This is a genomic window from Metasolibacillus sp. FSL K6-0083, assembly GCF_038630865.1.
GTDB classification, from domain to species: Bacteria; Bacillota; Bacilli; order Bacillales_A; family Planococcaceae; genus Metasolibacillus; species Metasolibacillus fluoroglycofenilyticus.
This window is the reverse complement of the sequence record NZ_CP152046.1, coordinates 328,551-346,737: the sequence shown is the minus strand read 5'-3', so window position 1 is coordinate 346,737 and position 18,187 is coordinate 328,551. Positions and strand designations below refer to the sequence as shown.

Sequence of the window (18,187 nt, the reverse complement as noted above, 5' to 3'; positions counted from 1 at the left end):
AACTCAATTTTATAAAAAATATGTATATGTTGTAAAGACACGTTATCATTTAGTTGTCGTAAAAGTGGTTAAATGTTTCAAAAAACAACAATGACTGTGTGAAAAGTGACGCATTCGCCTATCTTTCACACAGCCTTATTCTTAATATTGAATTAATGTTTTAATTGGGTAGTTACCGATTTTGTCGCGTCCATTCAAGTCAGACAGCTCAATTAAAAATGCGCATCCGACTACAATTCCACCTAGTTCTTTGACTAAGCGAATTGTCGCCTCTATCGTTCCACCGGTTGCTAATAAATCATCACAAATCATTACTTTTTGTCCTGGTTTAATCGCATCGCGGTGCATTGTTAACGTATCTTTGCCATATTCTAAGCCATAATCAACGCTCACTACTTCACGTGGTAATTTACCTGGCTTACGAACAGGGGCAAAGCCGATTTCTAGCGCATAGGCTACTGGGCAGCCAATAATAAAGCCGCGCGCTTCTGGACCTACAATAATTTCTGCGCCGAGCTCTTTCGCATATGTAACAATTTGATCTGTTGCATATTTGTAGGCTTGACCGTTGTCCATAATTGTTGTAATATCTTTAAAACTAATTCCTTCCTTCGGCCAATTCTCTACCGTTGTTACGTATTGCTTTAAATCCATTTATTACTCCTCCTTAGGAATCCACTTGCATCATTTGCTTATCTAACCACTGCTTCAGCTCACTATAAGTAGCGTATAGTAGCTTTTGCTCTAACTGTATTTGTGCTGAACGTACCTTGTATGACGGAGCCTCTTCTAACGCCTGTTTTGGCGCATTTTCTACAACTGTCGTCAGACTACCCTCTATTGTAACAAATCCTAGCTCAAAAAACACCTTTGTCATAAAATTAATTACATCCACATTTAACCCAATATGCTGCGCTAGTGGCTCGATATGCTGCTGCAAAGAAAAGCTTGGGCGTTTCTTTAAAAAGCTATAATACCAGCTAAAATGCTGACGTGTCGGCATGCCGCTAAAATAATGTGAGGTAGCTGTATAAAAATGAGCATAGATGCGCTGTGGCTGCACCCTTTGCAGCATTTTTGTAAAATGCACTTCACTAGGAGGTAAATCAAGCACCGCAACATAGCGCTTATCACTCTTTTCTACTTGCTCTGCAAGCGTTACAGGCAATTGTAGCTGCTGTTCAAAATGCGGCACAAGCTGCTCGTCGAAAACAACAAATAACGTATCTTCTTTCGGAATGGTTGACACCCAACTCGCCGCCTGCTTTTTACCACGCAAATCAAATAATTGCCATTCATTTGATTGCACATCCTGTACCATAAACTGCGGCTTTTTACGATTTTGCCATTCATTAATTTGCAAATCACCGACAAAGGATAGTGCAACACCGTAGGATATATCATTAAATAAATAGCCTTTATTAAAACCAATGGCATCGATTGTACAATAACCATCGTCTAGTTCTAATTTTAAATGATTTTCATTCGCTCCAATTTTCCGCATAGCACTTACTTTCACTTGTTCAAGTGCAAAAACAGGCTTCGCAAAATCGACACCGAAAGGACCTAGCTGCTGAATTTCCTCAATCGCCTCAACAGTCACTTCACTTAATTCAACAGGAACATCTATCGTTAGCTGAGGTATGAGTTGCTCAGCAGTTAAACAGCTTTGTGCCTGCTTATTTAAGCGCTCCTGCAATTGTCCAACATGTTCTATAGCTAGCGTCATCCCTGCTGCCATCGGATGTCCACCAAAATGCGGCAATATATCTCTATTTTTCGCGAGCTCATTGAACAAATGGAAGCCTTCAATACTGCGCGCTGAGCCTTTTGCCACTCCATTTGCTGCATCAAGTGATAAAACTATTGTCGGGCGGTAATATTTTTCTACGAGCCTAGAGGCAACAATTCCAACAACACCAGGATTCCAACCTTCATGTGCAACGACTAAAACATGGGCATTTTTTAATTCATCATCAGCCTCAATCATTGCTTCCGCTTGCTCCGTAATCATTGCAACAATATTTTTACGCTCAGCATTTTTAGCATTCAGTAGCTCGGCTAATTCCTTTGCCGTTGAACTATCCTCGCTCATTATAAAATGCACTCCCGGCATTGCATCGCCTAAGCGACCAATGGCATTTAAACGAGGGCCGAAGTAAAAGCCAATTGTTTCCTCATTAATTTCCGACTGCGTCGCGCTTGCTACTTTACAAAAAGCTTGCACCCATGGACTTTGAGACTGGCGTAAATATTTGATACCCTGCTGTACAATATAACGGTTTTCATCTACCAGAGGCACTAAATCCGCAATCGTCCCTATCGCAACAAGCTCATATAAATGCGTTGGTATCTCACCGTATAATGCATGTGCTATTTTAAATGCCACTCCAGCACCTGCAAGCTCTCCAAAAGGATAATGCCCTTCTGGTACACGTGGATGAATAATAATATCTGCTGGCGGTAGCTCCTCCCCTGCCTCGTGGTGGTCGGTAACAATTACATCCATCCCAAGCTCCTTGGCAAGACGTATCGGTCCTATCCCACTAATGCCATTATCCACCGTAATAATTAATTGAACCCCTTGTTCATATGCATCGCGAAATAATTGCTCGTGCGGACCATAGCCATGCGTAAAGCGGTTGGGGATAACAAAATCCACATTTGCCCCTAAGTCTAATAAAGTATGGAGCATAATGGCTGTGCTCGTAATGCCGTCCGCATCATAATCTCCGTAAATTAACACTTTTTCTCCTGCTTCAAGAGCTTGCTCAATCCGCTTCACTGCTTTGTCCATATTATGTAATAAAAACGGGTCATGTAGTGCTTGTTCATCCATTGTTAATATTTTTTGTGCCTGCTCAACCGTTTGACAGCCCCGTGCTACTAAAATTTTGGCTGCGATTGGCGAAAGCTTTAATTGTTGCTGCAAATGTTGCACACTTTGCTCATTAGGGTGCTGGATAATCCATTTTTTATTCATACTTATCATGTCATTCACTTCCTTTAACGATATTATTATAACAGTATTCAAGAAAAAAAGGCTGTTTAGAAAGCAGGCTAGCGCACCACTTTTCAAACAGCCTTTCCTTTTACATTTATCACTTTTCCTCTTGCAAGCTTTCTTGTGTGTTATTTAGCAACTTCGTTTGCTGTACGACTAATTGTTCGTTTTTAGTAGTTAACTCCTGCTCTAATTGCCCGATTTTTTCATCTCTTTGCTGTAAATCTTTCGCTAAATGCTTAATTTGACGATTCATACGAAATAAATTAAAGGCAATAAAAGATATTGAACTAACCGCACCAATAAAAGCTGAGCCTAAAATAACTAATATAAGTGGCCAATGGGCCTCACCGAAAATATAATTCACTGGTACTTGGTCTACGTTTACAACAGCAAATATTGCGATAATAATAGCAAAAACTAAGCCGATTAATAATGTCCATTGTGTTTTCATCAATAAACGCCTCCCTATTTTTTATGTCTAGCTATATTTTATCGTGTAATTGAGCTTGAGTAAATCAAAGAAAAAGAGAAACGAAAATGGAGCAATCATTGCATATGCAAAATGAGGCTACCTAGTTAGGCAGCCTCATTTTAATTTAAACAACCGGTTCGTCTGTACCCCATTGTTTTTTCTCTTTTTTCACGACACCGCCACCAGTTTTCGACATTTCACGTACTTTTAATGAATACCAAATTTGTGCAGCGATACAAATGGACGAATACATACCTGTAACAAGACCAATTAATAGCGCGATTGAGAAGTTTTGAATAGATGGTGCACCTAAGAAAATAAGGGCAACAACTACGATAATAACCGTTAATACTGTATTCACAGAGCGTCCCATCGTTTGACGCAATGATTTATTTACAATATTCGCAAGTTCTTCTTTTGTAGTAATTTTCTCCTGATGATTAACGTTTTCACGAATACGGTCAAACGTAACAATCGTATCGTTAATCGAATAACCAACGATTGTTAATACTGCAGCGACGAATGTAATTTCAACTTCTAATCGCAATAAACTGAAAATCGCCACAATAAAGAATACGTCATGCAATAATGAAATGATTGTGCCGACACCCATACGCCATTCAAAGCGAATGGCTACATAAATAATAATACCAATCGCTGAAATAACTAGTGCCTTAATCGCGTTTTTCACCAGTTCCTTCCCTACCGTTGAAGAAACGGCACTCACGCTAGGCTCATGATTAAAGTCTGCCTTTACCTGTGCCTTTAAATCTAAAATTTCCTGCTGAGAAAATTCATCTTTATAACGTGCAACAGCGATGTTCTTCTCTTCACCAGAAATAATTACGTCTTCACTTGTGAAGCCCATTCCCTCTAAATAGTCTATCATTTCCTCTTGTACAAGCTCACGGTCTGCTAAAATTTCCACACGTGTACCACTTGAAAAATCAATACCTAAATTTAAGCGGAAAATGCCGATGATGACTACTCCCACAACTAAAATAATCAAGGAGAAAGCATAGAATTTACGGCGATGACCTACAAAATCTAAACGATCGAATTTCGTCGTTAAATCAAGCGCCTTTAAACCTTCCTCTAATTTATGTTGCTTCGATTTTGCAATACCATACCAAACAGGATTATCGAAATAACCGCTGTTGACAAGTAAACCAAGTAGCATACGCGAGCCCCAAACAGCCGTTACGAAGCTTAGTAAAATTGTAATAATTAATGTTGTCGCAAAACCTTTTACAGAGCTTGTACCAAAATAGAATAATACAATCGCCACAAGCAATGTTGTTAATTGCGCATCGACAATAGCCGATAAAGATTGCTTTGAACCAAGCTTAAACGCTTCTTTTGCACTATGACCTACACGCAATTCCTCACGAATGCGCTCGGCTGTTAAAATATTCGCATCGACTGCCATACCGATTCCTAATACGACCGCTGCAATACCCGGTAATGTCAGTACCGCATTAATGCCGTTGAAAACAACAAGAACTAAGTACGTAAACACTGTTAATGTAATTATGGCAATAATTCCTGGTAGGCGGTAGTATAGTAGCATGAATACAAAAATAATCAGTACCCCTATAACGCCAGCAAATACAGTGCTCGTTAGTGCTTGCTCACCGAATTGCGCACCAACTGAAGTCGAATAAATTTCAGTTAATTTAACAGGCAAAGAACCTGAATTCAATACAGAGGCAAGAGACTTTGTTTCCTCTACTGTGAAACTTCCCTGAATCATTACATTTGTTGTATTTAACACTTGACTTACTGAGGCAGCAGAAGCAAATTTCGGCTCCTCTTTACCAGCTTCAGCAGCATAAGAGTCCACACCTTCTTCAAAATCTAACCATACGACAAGTAGGTTTTTCCCAGGTCCCATGTCTAAAACATGCTGTGTTGCCTCGGCAAATTTTGTCGCGTCCTTTAATGTTAATGTAACAATCGGTTGATTTCGGTCATCAAAAGTGGCATTTGCCCCGCCCTCTTTTAAATCCGTTCCATCAAGCAATAGATTGTCGTCTACGTCACGGAATGTTAAATTCGCCGTGCTTGATAGTAGCTCGCGAGCCGATGATTGGTCGTCTAAACCTGCTAGCTGCACACGAATACGATTTTCTCCCTCAATTGCAATGGAAGGCTCACTTACACCAAATGCGTTTACACGTCGGTTTAATGCCGCGTTTGTATCCGCTAAAACACTTGGCGTCACCTTCGAACCGTCTAATGTTTCAACCTCGTATAATACTTCAAAACCACCTTGTAAATCCAAGCCGAGTTTTACTTTGTCTAAAACTCCTTGAACCGTCGTACCCATACCTGTAAATAGTAATAGAACAATCAGCGTAAAGGTAATAATACGGTTTACTAATTTCATTGTAAATCCTCCTCTAACTTGACGCACGAATTTGTGCATGAGAAAAAGCGCTTATGCGCTATATCTCCGTTCACTTATGTAGCGGCCCACTTAAGCGGCCAACAAAACCCATTCTAAAAAACGAATACACACAATATGCTTATTATGAAACACGATTAGCTAGCTGTCAAATATTGAATAGAGGATTTTCCCCTTTATTCACAGGCACAGCAAACCTCTATTTAAAAACAAAGCATCAAATTGAATGCGCTCAAAAATGAATTGAGTAGCAGATTGCCTAGCTAGCATTCTTTTGCAGCAAAAATAAAGAAGTAATAGAAGTGTTATTTTATTCTATTTTTGTATTCACATTTTCCACATTAAATAGCACAGCAGCTAGCTCACTTTGTAAATCTAGTGCTTGGTGGGACACAAAACGATGATAATTTAATACTTCTGACGGCGTTAAATCAAAAACGGTTGCAACAACTTCAGAAATTGATAGGCTTTCAATCTCTTTTTTACGCCATTTTCGGTCAACACAATAATTCCAAAGCTCTTCCTCTGACAGCGCTTGATATTGAAGAAAATGAAACTCTTCTACTTTACTTTGTAATACAACGTACACATGGTCAAAAAGCTGTTTATAACGAATCGCCATAATCTCCTCACCCCTGTTATCAATTTCGCCTCGGCTAACTCTCGTCCAGATTATTTCGAGCTCGGTGGTGGAAGTTAACCTAAAACCGTCACATCGCGTAATAACGGTTAACTACCTGCATCGCGCAGGCCTTTTTTCAAAATCTGTGACATCCCCCAACAGGCTGTTGGTCACCCAGTCGTTGCGCGTGTGATGGCGCTCTTAGACTGAGTTCCTCTCTATTAGCGGCTGGCTGGACACTAGCTAATAGAAGTTAAAGTTGTAATCACTACTGCTCATGCATACAAATAGTGTATATCAAAAAAGATAAGATGAGAAGGGATTGGCGCAGTGGCATCATTTATAAAAGGTACGATGTTTTTAATATTTGTCATTTTTCTTTCAAAATGCTTAGGCTTCATTTATCGAATGCAATTTATGCGTATTGCTGGAGAAGAAGCTGTCGGTATTTATATGACCGCTTATCCGACATTTATTTTTTTTATTGCGATTGCTCAGCTCGGCTTGCCAATTGCTGTCGCTAAACTGACGGCGGAGCTTCGTGCAAAAAAGCGCACTGAAGATGTACAAGCTGTTATGGCAAAGGCCATTTTTATTTCTACGATTGCCATTTTATTATTATTACCACCTCTTTATTTATCACTGCCATGGCTCGCACGCACATTATTACAAAACGAAGCAATCGCCCTTACTTTAAAGGTGTCGCTAATTACTGTTCCCATCGTCGTTTATGCAAGTTTAATTAAAGCATACTTGCAAGGTTTAGCCAAAATCACACCAACTGCTTGGGCTCAGCTATTAGAGCAAGTTTTGCGCATAGCGCTCGTCATGTTACTATTGCCGTATTTCGTCACGGCTGACGCAAGTATTACCGCTGCTGGTGCAATGTTTATTACATTGCTTGGAGAAATTTTTTCATTATTATTTTTAGCATTCCACTATACTAAGCAAAAATACAACACAAAGGCTACAAGCTATCCTGCCGCACCGCTATTTCGCATTGCTTTGCCTTCAGCAGGAAGTAAAATGTTCGGCACATTTACATGGTTTTTGGAGCCGATTATTTTTTTAAAGGCTTTAACCGTTTCTGGACTTGCCGCATCCGCAGCAACAACTTTGTACGGAGTTATTTCAGGTGTGCATATTCCATTATTGCTATTTCCTTCATTCATCCCTAATGCTTTAGCAATTGTACTAATTCCAGCTGTTAGCGATGCGATGGCTCGCAATAATACAAAAGTATTATCCGAGCGGGTTGAAGTATCGCTGCGGCTCTCATCCATTATTGGCTGCTTTGCCGCCACTTACTTTTTTATTTACGGAGATGAGCTTGCGATGAAGCTGTTTCATTTAGAGGAAAATCGCGGTTTTATGAAAATATTAGCACCCATTTTTTATTTTTATTATGTGCAAAGCCCACTTCATTCTATTTTACAAGCTGTTGACGAGGCGCGTGCAGCCATGATGAACTCGGTCTATGGTGGCTTGGCAAAGCTCTTTATTTTATTTGCCCTTGCCTCGCAGCCATTTATTCAGGAAAAAGGAGCAATCATTGCGATTGGCTTTGGTGTACTTATTACATCATTTTTACATATCGCAACATTGCGACAGCATCCACGAATCGGTGTAGGCTTTCAAATTTTTGTCGTACCTTATGTGACTTTTATCATCGTATGCCTTGTGCAATCATTCGTTCATTTCACAGGTCATTTTTGGATTGATAATGCTATCACATTAGTATTTATTACGTTATTACTTATTATCACAAATCAAATTCGCTGGCAGGATTTACGCTATTTACGAGCTATTTTTTCGAGACTTTAGCTGTACATGTAATTTACCATCTTCATAGCAGGCATAAAAAACACGCTTGACCGAGTAGATTCCTTGTGCACGCAACTCATCTTCTAGCCATTCTTCTGTTTTACCAATTAAACGTAGATGCTTTCCATCTAAATAACCATCGACAATAATGGGTAAAACAAAAGCGGGACCATCTTTCATATAAATTGACAGCTTACCTGACTGCTCTAAAAATGCAAAGGAAATCGATTGTACGGAGCTAATGCCCTGTTCACGCATTTGCTGAAATAAATCATCTAAATTATAGCGTTGCTTGACCATCGCGTTTTCTAAAATAACACCATCTCTTACAACAATTGTAGGGTCTCCGTCAATCACATCGCGCAAACGTTTATTTTTTAAAATAAAAATAGCATTAATATATTGAATTGCAAAAAGCAATAGTATTGGTAAAACCGATTTTAGAAAGGGTTTTTCGACATCTTCTAATGCTAAAGCAGCTACTTCAGCAATTAAGACGTAAACGGCAACATCTAAAATGCTTAACTCACCTAGTTCACGCTTGCCCATTACTCGAAAGACGAACAGTACAAGAAAATATAGAAAAAACGTCCGCGCTATAATTAATAAGTACTCTTCCATACGTAGCCCCTCTTTTTGTTCATTGTGAGCAAGATGAGGGTTTTTCATACAAAATGTTTTTGTAAAATGAAAGCAGTTAGTTCACTTTTGATATACCTCAAATACGTATATACTTTTCAAATACCCATTTTCTAGTTCAAAAGCTTTGATTCGCCCGCAAAATATTGATATTCGCTTAATCAAACAAAAAGAGATTAGGCAGAAGTAGCATTCATCTACTTTCCTAATCTCTTTTACACACTTAGTCTACTAGAACACGACCAATTGCTTGTCTTTCAAATTTCACACGTACATTATCCGCAATGAGTAAATATACTGCTGTATCTTCAATCGCGTCTACTTCACCATGTAAGCCGCCAATCGTTACTACACGGTCACCGCGTTTAATATTGTTTTGCATTTCCGCCGTCGCTTTTTGTCTTTTTTGTGCTGGACGGATTAAAATAAACCACATTGCAACGAACATAATAATAATTGGTGCAAAAGAATATAGTGTTTCCATTAGGCTTATCCCCCTTTCAAAATCTCACTTCTTAAGTATATTATACATTACTATAAAAAAGCGATTAGAAAACGCTTTTTTTCTTAAATTTTCAACTATTTTTCTAGCTAAATCAATTATGCCTTAGCGTAATTGCGTGGGGATTTTGAATTGTGCAAGCATCCCTGATACCTGCTGGATGCGATATTCTTAGACTGAGTTCCTATGATTCAGCGAGTGTTTCGACAACCATTGAAATTGGTCTTATACTCACATTCATCTCGCCACCAATATAGATGTGAGATTTTTGTACCTGCCGCTACGCTTTCGGTACAAAACATTGCTGGAAGATGTTAAAAGTTTTTAGCATCCGGCAAATTATAGCCATATTTTTCAAAAAATTCTTCTTTAAAGTCACCTAAGCGGTCTTCGCGAATGGCTTGGCGAACATCTTCCATTAATTTAATTAAAAAGCGTAAATTATGATATGAAGTTAAACGTAAGCCAAATGTCTCCTCTGTACGCAATAAATGACGCACATAAGCACGTGTATAATTTTTACATGTATAGCAATCACAATTTTCATCAATCGGGCGGAAGTCACGAGCGAATTTGGCATTTTTAATGACCATGCGACCTTCTGATGTCATTAATGTACCATTACGCGCAATTCTTGTTGGCAATACACAGTCAAACATATCAATACCACGAATCGCTCCATCAATGAGCGAATCTGGTGAGCCAACCCCCATTAAATAGCGAGGTTTATTTTCAGGCATTAAGGGTGCGGTAAAGTCTAGTACGCGGTTCATCACTTCTTTAGGCTCCCCTACCGACAAACCACCGATTGCATAGCCTGGGAAATCTAGCTCTACTAAAGCTTCCGCTGAGCGACGACGCAATTCCTCATATTCACCACCTTGGATGATGCCGAATAAACCTTGCTCCTCAGGACGCTGATGTGCCTCCTTACAGCGTTTTGCCCAACGCGTAGTACGGTCTACAGATTTTAGCATATAATCATATGTTGCTGGATATGGTGGACACTCATCGAAAGCCATCATAATATCTGAACCTAAATCATTTTGAATTTCCATCGCTTTTTCAGGGCTTAAAAAAAGCTTATCCCCATTCAAATGATTACGGAAATAAACGCCTTCCTCTTCAATTTTACGGAATTTGCTTAAAGAGAATACTTGGAAGCCACCTGAATCTGTTAATATTGGGCGATCCCAGTTCATAAATTTATGAAGTCCACCTGCTTCTTTTACAATATCATGACCTGGTCGAAGCCATAAATGATAAGTGTTAGATAAAATAATGCCTGCATTCATTTCTTTTAACTCTTCCGGCGACATTGCTTTTACAGTCGCTTGTGTCCCAACTGGCATAAATGTAGGCGTTTCAAATGAGCCATGTGGTGTATGCACGATACCTAAGCGCGCTCCTGTTTGCTTACATGTTTTAATTAATTCATAGCGTATAGCTGGTTGTGTCATGAACAAAATCCCTCTCATTTCTAAAGGTATAAACAGTACCTCGAATTCATCTATGCGAAAAGTATTACGCACAACAAATTATTGTAACGTGCTATTAAGTAAATAGCAATTTTACAAAACGCTAAGCTCTTCCTTACTACTATGGTTTCACTTTTGGTCGAATAAACATTGCATCACCGAAGCTAAAGAAGCGGTAATTTTCTTCTACCGCCTCTTTATATGCATGTAAAATACTATCTTTACTTGCTAAAGCACTAACAAGCATAACAAGTGTAGATTTCGGTAAATGAAAATTCGTAATAAGCCCGTCCACTGCTTTAAATTCATAGCCTGGATAAATGAAAATGGACGTCCAGCCTTGCTCAGCGATAATTTTCCCATTATTTTTAGAAGCGACAGTTTCTAAAGTACGTGTAGAGGTTGTGCCTACTGCAATGATATTTCCGCCATTTGCTTTTGTGCGATTAATGATGCTGGCTGTTTGCTCTGATATACTGTAGAACTCTGCATGCATATCGTGGTCTTCAATCGATTCCACACTTACTGGTCTAAATGTCCCCAAGCCTACATGCAATGTAACGAAGGCAATTTCTACTCCTTTCGCACGTATTGCCTCTAACAATTGCTCTGTAAAATGCAGTCCTGCTGTCGGAGCAGCTGCCGAACCACGCTCCTTTGCGTAGACTGTTTGATAGCGCTCTTGATTATCAAGCTTTTCACGAATATATGGCGGCAAAGGCATTTCACCTAAACGCTCCAAAATTTCGTAAAAAATGCCTTCATATTGGAATTGAAATAGGCGTCCACCGTGCTCTAGCTCGGCAACACATTCCGCGTGCAATAAACCTTCACCAAATGTAATGACAGTACCAATTTTCACACGCTTGGCAGGCTTTACTAACGTCTCCCATTCATCCTCATTTGTTTGCTTTAATAATAGTATTTCAATATTAGCACCCGTATCTTCTTTTACACCAATTAAACGAGCAGGTAATACACGGGTATCATTTAACACAAGGCAATCACCTGCTTGGAGCTCTTCTAAAATATGAGCAAATTGGTGATGCTCAAGCTCTTTTGAATGGGGGTTAACAACTAACAGACGACTCGCTGTACGGTCTAATAATGGCGTTTGGGCGATTAATTGCTCTGGTAAATAAAAATCAAAATCTTCTACTTTCATAAAAACGTCCCTTTACTTAAGATTGTTGTGGCGTTATGCCAAAATGCTCGTATGCTAATGCTGTGGCAATACGCCCTCTAGGTGTGCGCTGCACGAAGCCGATTTGCAATAAATATGGTTCATAAACGTCCTCTATTGTCACACGCTCCTCACCAATCGATGCCGCTAGTGTATCTAAGCCGACTGGACCTCCGCGAAAGCGCTCTAGCATCGCCATTAATAATTTATGGTCGATATGATCTAAGCCAAGTGGGTCTACTTGCAGTAGCTCAAGTGCTTGCTGTGCAAGTACTAATGAAATTTGTCCGTTCCCTATAACCTGTGCATAATCGCGCACACGTTTTAATAGGCGATTGGCGATACGCGGTGTACCTCTTGAGCGACGAGCTATTTCATATGCTGCTGTTTCATCCATCTCTACCCCAAACAATTGCCCGCTTCGTATCACAATTTTTGCTAATGATTCCTCATCATAAAACTCTAGGCGCAGTAGCACCCCAAAGCGGTCTCGCAACGGTGCGGATAATGCTCCAGCCCGCGTTGTTGCACCTACTAACGTAAATGGTGGCAATTCTAGACGAATAGAGCGGGCTTCTGGCCCTTTGCCTACAACGATATCCAAACAAAAATCCTCCATTGCAGGATAGAGTACTTCCTCAATTGCGCGTGGCAGACGATGAATTTCATCTATAAATAATACATCTCCAGGCTCTAAGCTGCTAACAATAGCCGCTAAATCCCCCGGTCGTTCAATAGCTGGTCCACTCGTCATACGGACTTGTACACCCATTTCATTCGCTATAACAGTTGCTAACGTCGTTTTGCCTAGCCCTGGAGGACCATATAGAAGCACATGGTCTAAGCATTCCTGACGCTGCTTCGCTGCTTCTATGAAAATTTTCAAGTTATCCTTTACTTGATGTTGCCCAATATATTGCGCAAGCAACTGTGGACGTAAAGAATACTCGAGTTGTTCCTCTGCCGCATTCGCTTCGCTCGAAATCACTCGATCTGACATGCCCTCTTCCTCCTATTTTAATTTCAATAGCAGCTTTAACGCTTGCTTCATATAAGCATCCGTCGTCGTTAATGTTTCATCTGCTTCAAGCTGCGGTTGTACCTTAGCTAACTCACGTTCCGCATAACCGAGCGCTGTTAAAGCTAATAATGCCTCTTCTAACTCATGCTTATACGGATTGACGCCAAATAACGGTAGCTCCTCCTCTGCACTTGGCAGCTCGACTTGCTCTAATAATGCACCCAGCTTGCCCTTTAAATCTAAAATCATTTGGCGTGCTGTTTTTTTGCCAACCCCCGGGAATTTGATTAAAAAAGACTCGTCCTCCATTTCAATCGCTTGAATAACTTGCGCTGGATTCCCAGTCGCTAAAATCGCTAGCGCACCTTTTGGTCCGATTCCTGATACTTGAATTAATTTCCGAAAGAGCTCACGCTGATCTAAGCTCGTAAATCCATAAAGGAGCTGTGCATCCTCACGTACATGCATATGTAAAAAAATCTGTTGTTCTACTGTCGTTTTTTGAAAGGCATATGGATTTGGTGTAAATAATCGCCAGCCTATTCCTTGCTGCTCTACGACGATATATTCAGGTGTAATACGCGTCACCTGACCTTTTAAATAATCGTACATCTTTCATCCCTCACAATCATGCATTCATTATAGCACAAAGTGAGCTAGAGAGAGAGGCGTCCAAAAAGCGTGCGGAGCACTGCTTTTCGGACGTTTTGTTCGGGTTTTATTAAAATAACAGTTATTTTAAAAAATTGATAGCTTATTTTAATATAGTTGGAAACATTGAATTCAGCTACTTTTAAATGAACTGTCTCAAAGCCCCCACAGCCTTTTTAGACGCCCCACACATTTTATGAATGGTACTCAATTTGTTTGATTAGCCTCGGCCAATGCTGTAATGCTTTTCTAGTAAAGGGAATTAAATAATCTAGAAAAGGCTCGCGCTCCTTCTCTTCTAATTGTAAAATATACAGCCATTCACGCAGCAATTCATTTGGATAATATATATGTGATAGTTGCGGCATACAAATTGCTGTATAAGGATGCTCTTGTAGAAGCAACGATAAATCATAGTCGACATTCGGTAATGCACGATGTAGCCATAAAACCATTTCATCAATAGGCGAGCCTAACACAGCTAAATCAAAATCAATTAATACAATTCCTTTATCTGTTTTCAAAAAATTATGGTGCACAACATCCCCATGTAGCAAAGTTGCCCCTTCTGTTTGTAAAGGCACTGCAGACATATTACTTAAGCCTTTATATGCCGTGTGGGCAATGCTGTTGTAATCTTTATCTAAATAATACGAAAGCTCTTTTTCATTCATTAAAAATCGTTCAAATCTTGTTCGCCATTTGCGTTGTAGCTGCTGACGCGGGAGAGGTTCAAGCTGCCAATTAATATCATTTTTTGTTTCATGAAGAGCTTGCAAGCAGTCGACTGCCGCTAACCGCTCTTCCTTCTGGTCAAAGCGTGCGCTACGGCCTTCATGCCATTTTTGAATGACAACCCCGTCATTGGTATTAACAACCGGAATATGATATGGAAAAGCAATTGCTGTTAATTTATGATGAATATTTTTTACTTTTTTTTCGATTAAGCTATCCTCATATTTTTTGACAAAGAATGTGCCGGATGCCGTTTGCCATTTCCAGCAATTGTGCTTAATATACATATTAATAATGCCATGGTGGACAAGGCATTGGCTGACATGGTAAAGGCATCATTTGTGGTTGCTGTGTACATGGGCAAGGCTGGTTCATTTGTTCATAAAAGTTTTCATTGCGCATTTCTTGTTCCATCATCGGGGAAGCTTGCTGTTCCATTTCAGCAGCAAGTTGTTGCTGCGGCATATTCGGGAATGACTGCATCTGCGGATACATCATCATGTCATATGGCGTAGGCATCGGACAGCAGCACATCATCGGCATTGGTGGCATGCACATTGGTGGAAATGGCATCTGTTGTGGCATCATTTGTGGATGCATTTGTGGATGCATTTGTTGCGGTGGCATCATCGGTTGCTGAACTTCTGGCATCGGCATCATCGGCGGTTGAGCTTGTGGTGGTGGCATGATAGGTTGTTGCATTTCTGGCATTGGCATCATCGGTTGTTGTAGCTGCGGCGGCATTGATTGCATTTGTGTCATATCTATATGCCACGGCATATATAAATTAAACTCTGGCCATACAGGCTGTTGTGGCTGCCACTGTATCGGCGGCATCATTGGCTGTTCAATTTTTGGTGGTGCTGGTGTTGGTAACGGCATATTTTGTCGCGGACTCTCCACCCTTTCCTTTATCTGCTCTTTCGGCTTTTCCTTTACGTGATGACCGTCTGGTAAGTAAATTTCCATTCCCGGTACGATGTAATCTGGATTTGCTAAATGAGCATTTAAGCGTTTTAGCTCCTCAAAGCCGATACTATATTGTTTGGCAATTTTCCATAGTGTATCGCCTTTTTGGACAATATGAACTCGCATGGGCATCCTCCTTTTCTCGCTTTATCATATGTGGAAATAAAAAAATGGACACAAATCTTTTAGGCACATCTAGATGCTCTCGTGTTACACTATGTTAGGACAAATTGTTTATATACATCTATTACACCTCGGTTTTTCAAGCCGACAAAAAAACAAGTACTGTTTTACACGCGTACATTGTCAGTTCCTCTATTAAATTTCGCTGAAGAATGATTAAATTATTGGAGGTGATTGCATGAAAAAAATGTTAGGTGAAGAACGTCGCTATGAGCTGTTATCATTATTAAAGGTAGCTGGGAAACCAATTACTGGTACGGATTTAGCAAAGCATGCGAATGTATCACGTCAAGTGATTGTTAATGATATGAATTTATTAAAAGCACGCAATGAGCCAATTATTGCGACGAGCCAAGGTTATTTATATATGCCTTTAGAAAAAGCAGCACATATTGAACGAAAAATTGTTTGTACGCATAGCGCCGAAAATGCATTAGATGAAATGTACACAATAGTCGATTGTGGCGTGACGATTAACAATGTGATTGTTGAGCATGCTGTATATGGTGAAATTACCGCCTCCATCATGGTATCTAATCGCCCTGAAGTAGATGCCTTCGTTAAGCGTGTTAAGGATACAAAAGCTAATTATTTATCCATTTTAACAGATGGAACACATATGCATATGATTAGCGCACCTGCTGAAGACTTACTGAATTTAGCAGAAGAACGATTGCGTGACAAAGGCTATTTAGTTGAAAACTAGGTGCTATCCTTTGTTTAAAACCAATGCTACATCTAACTAAATATGGTAAAATTAGCTTAAAGTAAAGATTGTAGCAATTTGCTGCAATCTTTTTTCATTCTTTTGAAACGTAATAGGATTTTAGGTCGTCTTAGGGGCAAGGAAAGGATGTGAGGGGATGATAGAGGTAGAGCAAATTATATTAGAAACTACGCCAGAAGTTTGGCTTGATGCTTTGATGGATACATACGGGCTTGCCTTAACAAAGCTTGCCTATAGCTATGTGCAAGATTGGGGCAAAGCACAGGAAATCGTACAGGATGTATTTCTTACTTGTTATGAACAATACGATAAAAAACACGCTATTCAATCATACAAAGCATGGATTTACCGCATTACAATTAATCGCGCAAAGGACTATTACCGCACTGCTTGGTTTAAGCGCATTATTGTGAAAGATAGCGGCTACGATCAACAGCTACCAGCCCAGCCGCCTCCGGAAAGTTTTTTAATCCAACAAGAAACAAATGAAGCATTAGCTCATGCTGTACTCACCTTACCTATCAAATATCGAGAAGTCATTTTGCTTTATTACTATGAGGAACTATCCATCCATGAGGTCGCAACCATTTTGCGCTGCAATGAAAATACTGTAAAGACCAGATTAAGGCGTGCTAGAGGAAATTTAAAAACTTTATTAGAAGGAAGGGATTAAGGTGGAAAAAAGATTAAAAAATTTGCGCAATACAATGGAACAAAATGTTTTTCAAAATGCACAGTTTACCCAAAAAGAACGAATTGCAATTCAAGCGAAAACACAACAAAAAAAGCAAGGAAGTTGGATGCCACGAATCGCCTTTTCACTCTCCGTACTTATTTTAATAATACTTAGCACCACTTTTTCACAAGACGAACACACAGCCAACTATCGTATTACCGAAAACGATTTGGATGGACAGTTCTTCCAAAGTGAACGGGCTGGAGAACATCATTCTACTTTTTATTTTTACGATGGTGAAATGGGAGTCATTCCTCAAAATCCACTCATTTTAGACCCAGAGGAAGTCGATGAATCTATTCGTGCAGAAGAGCGATTAAATAAAAAGATTTATCCAAATATATCTGTCAAAACAGAGGGCACTTCGTATTTTGTTTATAGCAATAACGAGCTTATTGTAACATTCGAAAAAATTGCCCCGCGAATCGTGGTCGACAAGAATGGAAATCGTTATAGTACTAGTCTTTATTTAAGCAAGGAATACGAACTACAATTTGTAAATCAGTCGTCCATCGACTTATCTAATCTGGAACTAGCAATCAATGATGAAAGCTACACAATACCAAAAAACAAGCTTTCTCATGGCAATTCCCTTTCATTCAACATTCCTCGTAATCATAATACATTCCATAAAACAATTGCATTGGATGTCACATTTGATTACAAAGATAGCGAGGGGAATAAGCAGCATGGAAAAATTGCTCAGCCATTCTCATTAGATAACTCTTACAGCGATTACTACACGCTTGTCATTAATGGAGATTCCTATGATGCATTAACACTTACATTACAAGCTGCCGAGTAAAAAAGCTGGCTAGAGAATAGCGTCTTAGTCCATTTTCTAGCCAGTCATTTTCTCTCATTCTAGATTTATCCCGTATTAACAGGCTGTAAGACCCCCACTTCAAAACAACAGATAAAATCAAGATGTTTAAGTGGGGGATCCAACAGCCTGTAAAAACCCGATTGGTGAAACTACCAATCAGTGGGGGATGAAGAAAACCCCCACTGATTGAAGGTTCACTTTATTC

At 39.6% G+C, this 18,187-nt stretch carries 17 protein-coding genes; 4 read left to right on the top strand and 13 right to left on the bottom strand.

The annotated features are described in order from the left end of the window. Window positions 1-141: 141 nt before the first annotated feature. The 5 genes from MHB51_RS01570 to MHB51_RS01550 all read right to left on the bottom strand — a co-directional run bounded on the left by MHB51_RS01570 (window position 142) and on the right by MHB51_RS01550 (window position 6,508). A complete protein-coding gene (locus MHB51_RS01570) occupies window positions 142-654 on the bottom strand; it encodes an adenine phosphoribosyltransferase (RefSeq protein WP_066162520.1) in 513 nt (170 codons plus the stop codon). Between the two features lie 13 nt (window positions 655-667). Beyond that, the gene (gene recJ / locus MHB51_RS01565) at window positions 668-2,992 is read right to left on the bottom strand and encodes a single-stranded-DNA-specific exonuclease RecJ (protein WP_342558841.1); all 2,325 of its coding nucleotides are present in this window, start codon (window positions 2,990-2,992) and stop codon (window positions 668-670) included. 109 nt (window positions 2,993-3,101) lie between these two features. Beyond that, a complete protein-coding gene (locus MHB51_RS01560) occupies window positions 3,102-3,458 on the bottom strand; it encodes a lipopolysaccharide assembly protein LapA domain-containing protein (protein WP_066162512.1) in 357 nt (118 codons plus the stop codon). A 145-nt stretch (window positions 3,459-3,603) separates the two neighbouring features. Then, window positions 3,604-5,868, bottom strand: coding sequence for a protein translocase subunit SecDF (gene secDF, locus MHB51_RS01555; RefSeq protein WP_066162509.1), 2,265 nt, complete (start codon window positions 5,866-5,868; stop codon window positions 3,604-3,606). A gap of 328 nt (window positions 5,869-6,196) precedes the next feature. Beyond that, the gene (locus MHB51_RS01550; RefSeq protein ID WP_066162507.1) at window positions 6,197-6,508 is read right to left on the bottom strand and encodes a post-transcriptional regulator; all 312 of its coding nucleotides are present in this window, start codon (window positions 6,506-6,508) and stop codon (window positions 6,197-6,199) included. Window positions 6,509-6,838: 330 nt separating this feature from the next. Here MHB51_RS01550 and MHB51_RS01545 point away from each other — a divergent pair, with 330 nt between their 5' ends. Next, window positions 6,839-8,332 carry an oligosaccharide flippase family protein gene (locus tag MHB51_RS01545; protein ID WP_066162505.1) on the top strand — a complete coding sequence of 498 codons (1,494 nt, stop codon included), beginning with the start codon at window positions 6,839-6,841 and terminating at the stop codon, window positions 8,330-8,332. Here MHB51_RS01545 and MHB51_RS01540 read toward each other — a convergent pair. The 8 genes from MHB51_RS01540 to MHB51_RS01505 form a co-directional block, all read right to left on the bottom strand. Continuing rightward, entirely contained in the window at window positions 8,306-8,953 is a 648-nt protein-coding gene (locus MHB51_RS01540) for a DUF421 domain-containing protein (protein ID WP_066162501.1), read from the bottom strand. The genes MHB51_RS01545 and MHB51_RS01540 overlap by 27 nt on opposite strands. 241 nt (window positions 8,954-9,194) lie before the next feature. Beyond that, entirely contained in the window at window positions 9,195-9,455 is a 261-nt protein-coding gene (gene yajC / locus MHB51_RS01535; RefSeq protein ID WP_066162498.1) for a preprotein translocase subunit YajC, read from the bottom strand. Window positions 9,456-9,787: 332 nt separating this feature from the next. Continuing rightward, window positions 9,788-10,933, bottom strand: a complete 1,146-nt coding sequence (tgt, locus tag MHB51_RS01530) for a tRNA guanosine(34) transglycosylase Tgt (protein ID WP_066162495.1) — start codon at window positions 10,931-10,933, stop codon at window positions 9,788-9,790. 139 nt (window positions 10,934-11,072) lie between these two features. Next, the gene (queA, locus tag MHB51_RS01525) at window positions 11,073-12,116 is read right to left on the bottom strand and encodes a tRNA preQ1(34) S-adenosylmethionine ribosyltransferase-isomerase QueA (protein ID WP_066162492.1); all 1,044 of its coding nucleotides are present in this window, start codon (window positions 12,114-12,116) and stop codon (window positions 11,073-11,075) included. A gap of 16 nt (window positions 12,117-12,132) precedes the next feature. Then, window positions 12,133-13,134 (bottom strand): Holliday junction branch migration DNA helicase RuvB, encoded by a 1,002-nt coding sequence (gene ruvB / locus MHB51_RS01520; RefSeq protein ID WP_342558840.1) that lies wholly within the window; start codon window positions 13,132-13,134, stop codon window positions 12,133-12,135. 12 nt (window positions 13,135-13,146) lie between these two features. Continuing rightward, complete coding sequence (ruvA, locus tag MHB51_RS01515; RefSeq protein ID WP_107942879.1) at window positions 13,147-13,767, bottom strand: Holliday junction branch migration protein RuvA; 621 nt, start codon at window positions 13,765-13,767, stop codon at window positions 13,147-13,149. Window positions 13,768-14,000: 233 nt separating this feature from the next. Further along, window positions 14,001-14,828 (bottom strand): phosphotransferase, encoded by an 828-nt coding sequence (locus MHB51_RS01510; RefSeq protein WP_342558839.1) that lies wholly within the window; start codon window positions 14,826-14,828, stop codon window positions 14,001-14,003. Window position 14,829: 1 nt separating this feature from the next. Next, entirely contained in the window at window positions 14,830-15,636 is an 807-nt protein-coding gene (locus MHB51_RS01505) for a LysM domain-containing protein (protein ID WP_342558838.1), read from the bottom strand. A 235-nt stretch (window positions 15,637-15,871) separates the two neighbouring features. Here MHB51_RS01505 and MHB51_RS01500 point away from each other — a divergent pair, with 235 nt between their 5' ends. The 3 genes from MHB51_RS01500 (at window position 15,872) to MHB51_RS01490 (ending at window position 17,961) form a co-directional block, all read left to right on the top strand. After that, window positions 15,872-16,399: a transcription repressor NadR gene (locus tag MHB51_RS01500; protein WP_107942882.1), complete on the top strand. Its 528-nt coding sequence runs from the start codon at window positions 15,872-15,874 to the stop codon at window positions 16,397-16,399. 157 nt (window positions 16,400-16,556) lie between these two features. Beyond that, window positions 16,557-17,093: a sigma-70 family RNA polymerase sigma factor gene (locus MHB51_RS01495; protein WP_066162479.1), complete on the top strand. Its 537-nt coding sequence runs from the start codon at window positions 16,557-16,559 to the stop codon at window positions 17,091-17,093. Window position 17,094: 1 nt separating this feature from the next. Continuing rightward, window positions 17,095-17,961: a hypothetical protein gene (locus MHB51_RS01490; protein WP_342558837.1), complete on the top strand. Its 867-nt coding sequence runs from the start codon at window positions 17,095-17,097 to the stop codon at window positions 17,959-17,961. The last annotated feature ends 226 nt before the right edge of the window (window positions 17,962-18,187 follow it).

Excerpts from the sequence above, each read along its gene's own strand:
- MHB51_RS01550 (WP_066162507.1), bottom strand. The coding sequence starts at position 6,508 with ATGGCGATTCGTTATAAACAGCTTTTTGACCATGTGTACGTTGTATTA.
- MHB51_RS01505 (WP_342558838.1), bottom strand. The coding sequence starts at position 15,636 with ATGCGAGTTCATATTGTCCAAAAAGGCGATACACTATGGAAAATTGCC.
- secDF (WP_066162509.1), bottom strand. The coding sequence starts at position 5,868 with ATGAAATTAGTAAACCGTATTATTACCTTTACGCTGATTGTTCTATTA.
- MHB51_RS01540 (WP_066162501.1), bottom strand. The coding sequence starts at position 8,953 with ATGGAAGAGTACTTATTAATTATAGCGCGGACGTTTTTTCTATATTTT.
- MHB51_RS01495 (WP_066162479.1), top strand. The coding sequence starts at position 16,557 with ATGATAGAGGTAGAGCAAATTATATTAGAAACTACGCCAGAAGTTTGG.
- queA (WP_066162492.1), bottom strand. The coding sequence starts at position 12,116 with ATGAAAGTAGAAGATTTTGATTTTTATTTACCAGAGCAATTAATCGCC.
- MHB51_RS01570 (WP_066162520.1), bottom strand. The coding sequence starts at position 654 with ATGGATTTAAAGCAATACGTAACAACGGTAGAGAATTGGCCGAAGGAA.
- ruvA (WP_107942879.1), bottom strand. The coding sequence starts at position 13,767 with ATGTACGATTATTTAAAAGGTCAGGTGACGCGTATTACACCTGAATAT.
- recJ (WP_342558841.1), bottom strand. The coding sequence starts at position 2,992 with ATGATAAGTATGAATAAAAAATGGATTATCCAGCACCCTAATGAGCAA.
- ruvB (WP_342558840.1), bottom strand. The coding sequence starts at position 13,134 with ATGTCAGATCGAGTGATTTCGAGCGAAGCGAATGCGGCAGAGGAACAA.
- MHB51_RS01560 (WP_066162512.1), bottom strand. The coding sequence starts at position 3,458 with ATGAAAACACAATGGACATTATTAATCGGCTTAGTTTTTGCTATTATT.
- yajC (WP_066162498.1), bottom strand. The coding sequence starts at position 9,455 with ATGGAAACACTATATTCTTTTGCACCAATTATTATTATGTTCGTTGCA.
- MHB51_RS01510 (WP_342558839.1), bottom strand. The coding sequence starts at position 14,828 with ATGTATATTAAGCACAATTGCTGGAAATGGCAAACGGCATCCGGCACA.
- MHB51_RS01500 (WP_107942882.1), top strand. The coding sequence starts at position 15,872 with ATGAAAAAAATGTTAGGTGAAGAACGTCGCTATGAGCTGTTATCATTA.
- tgt (WP_066162495.1), bottom strand. The coding sequence starts at position 10,933 with ATGACACAACCAGCTATACGCTATGAATTAATTAAAACATGTAAGCAA.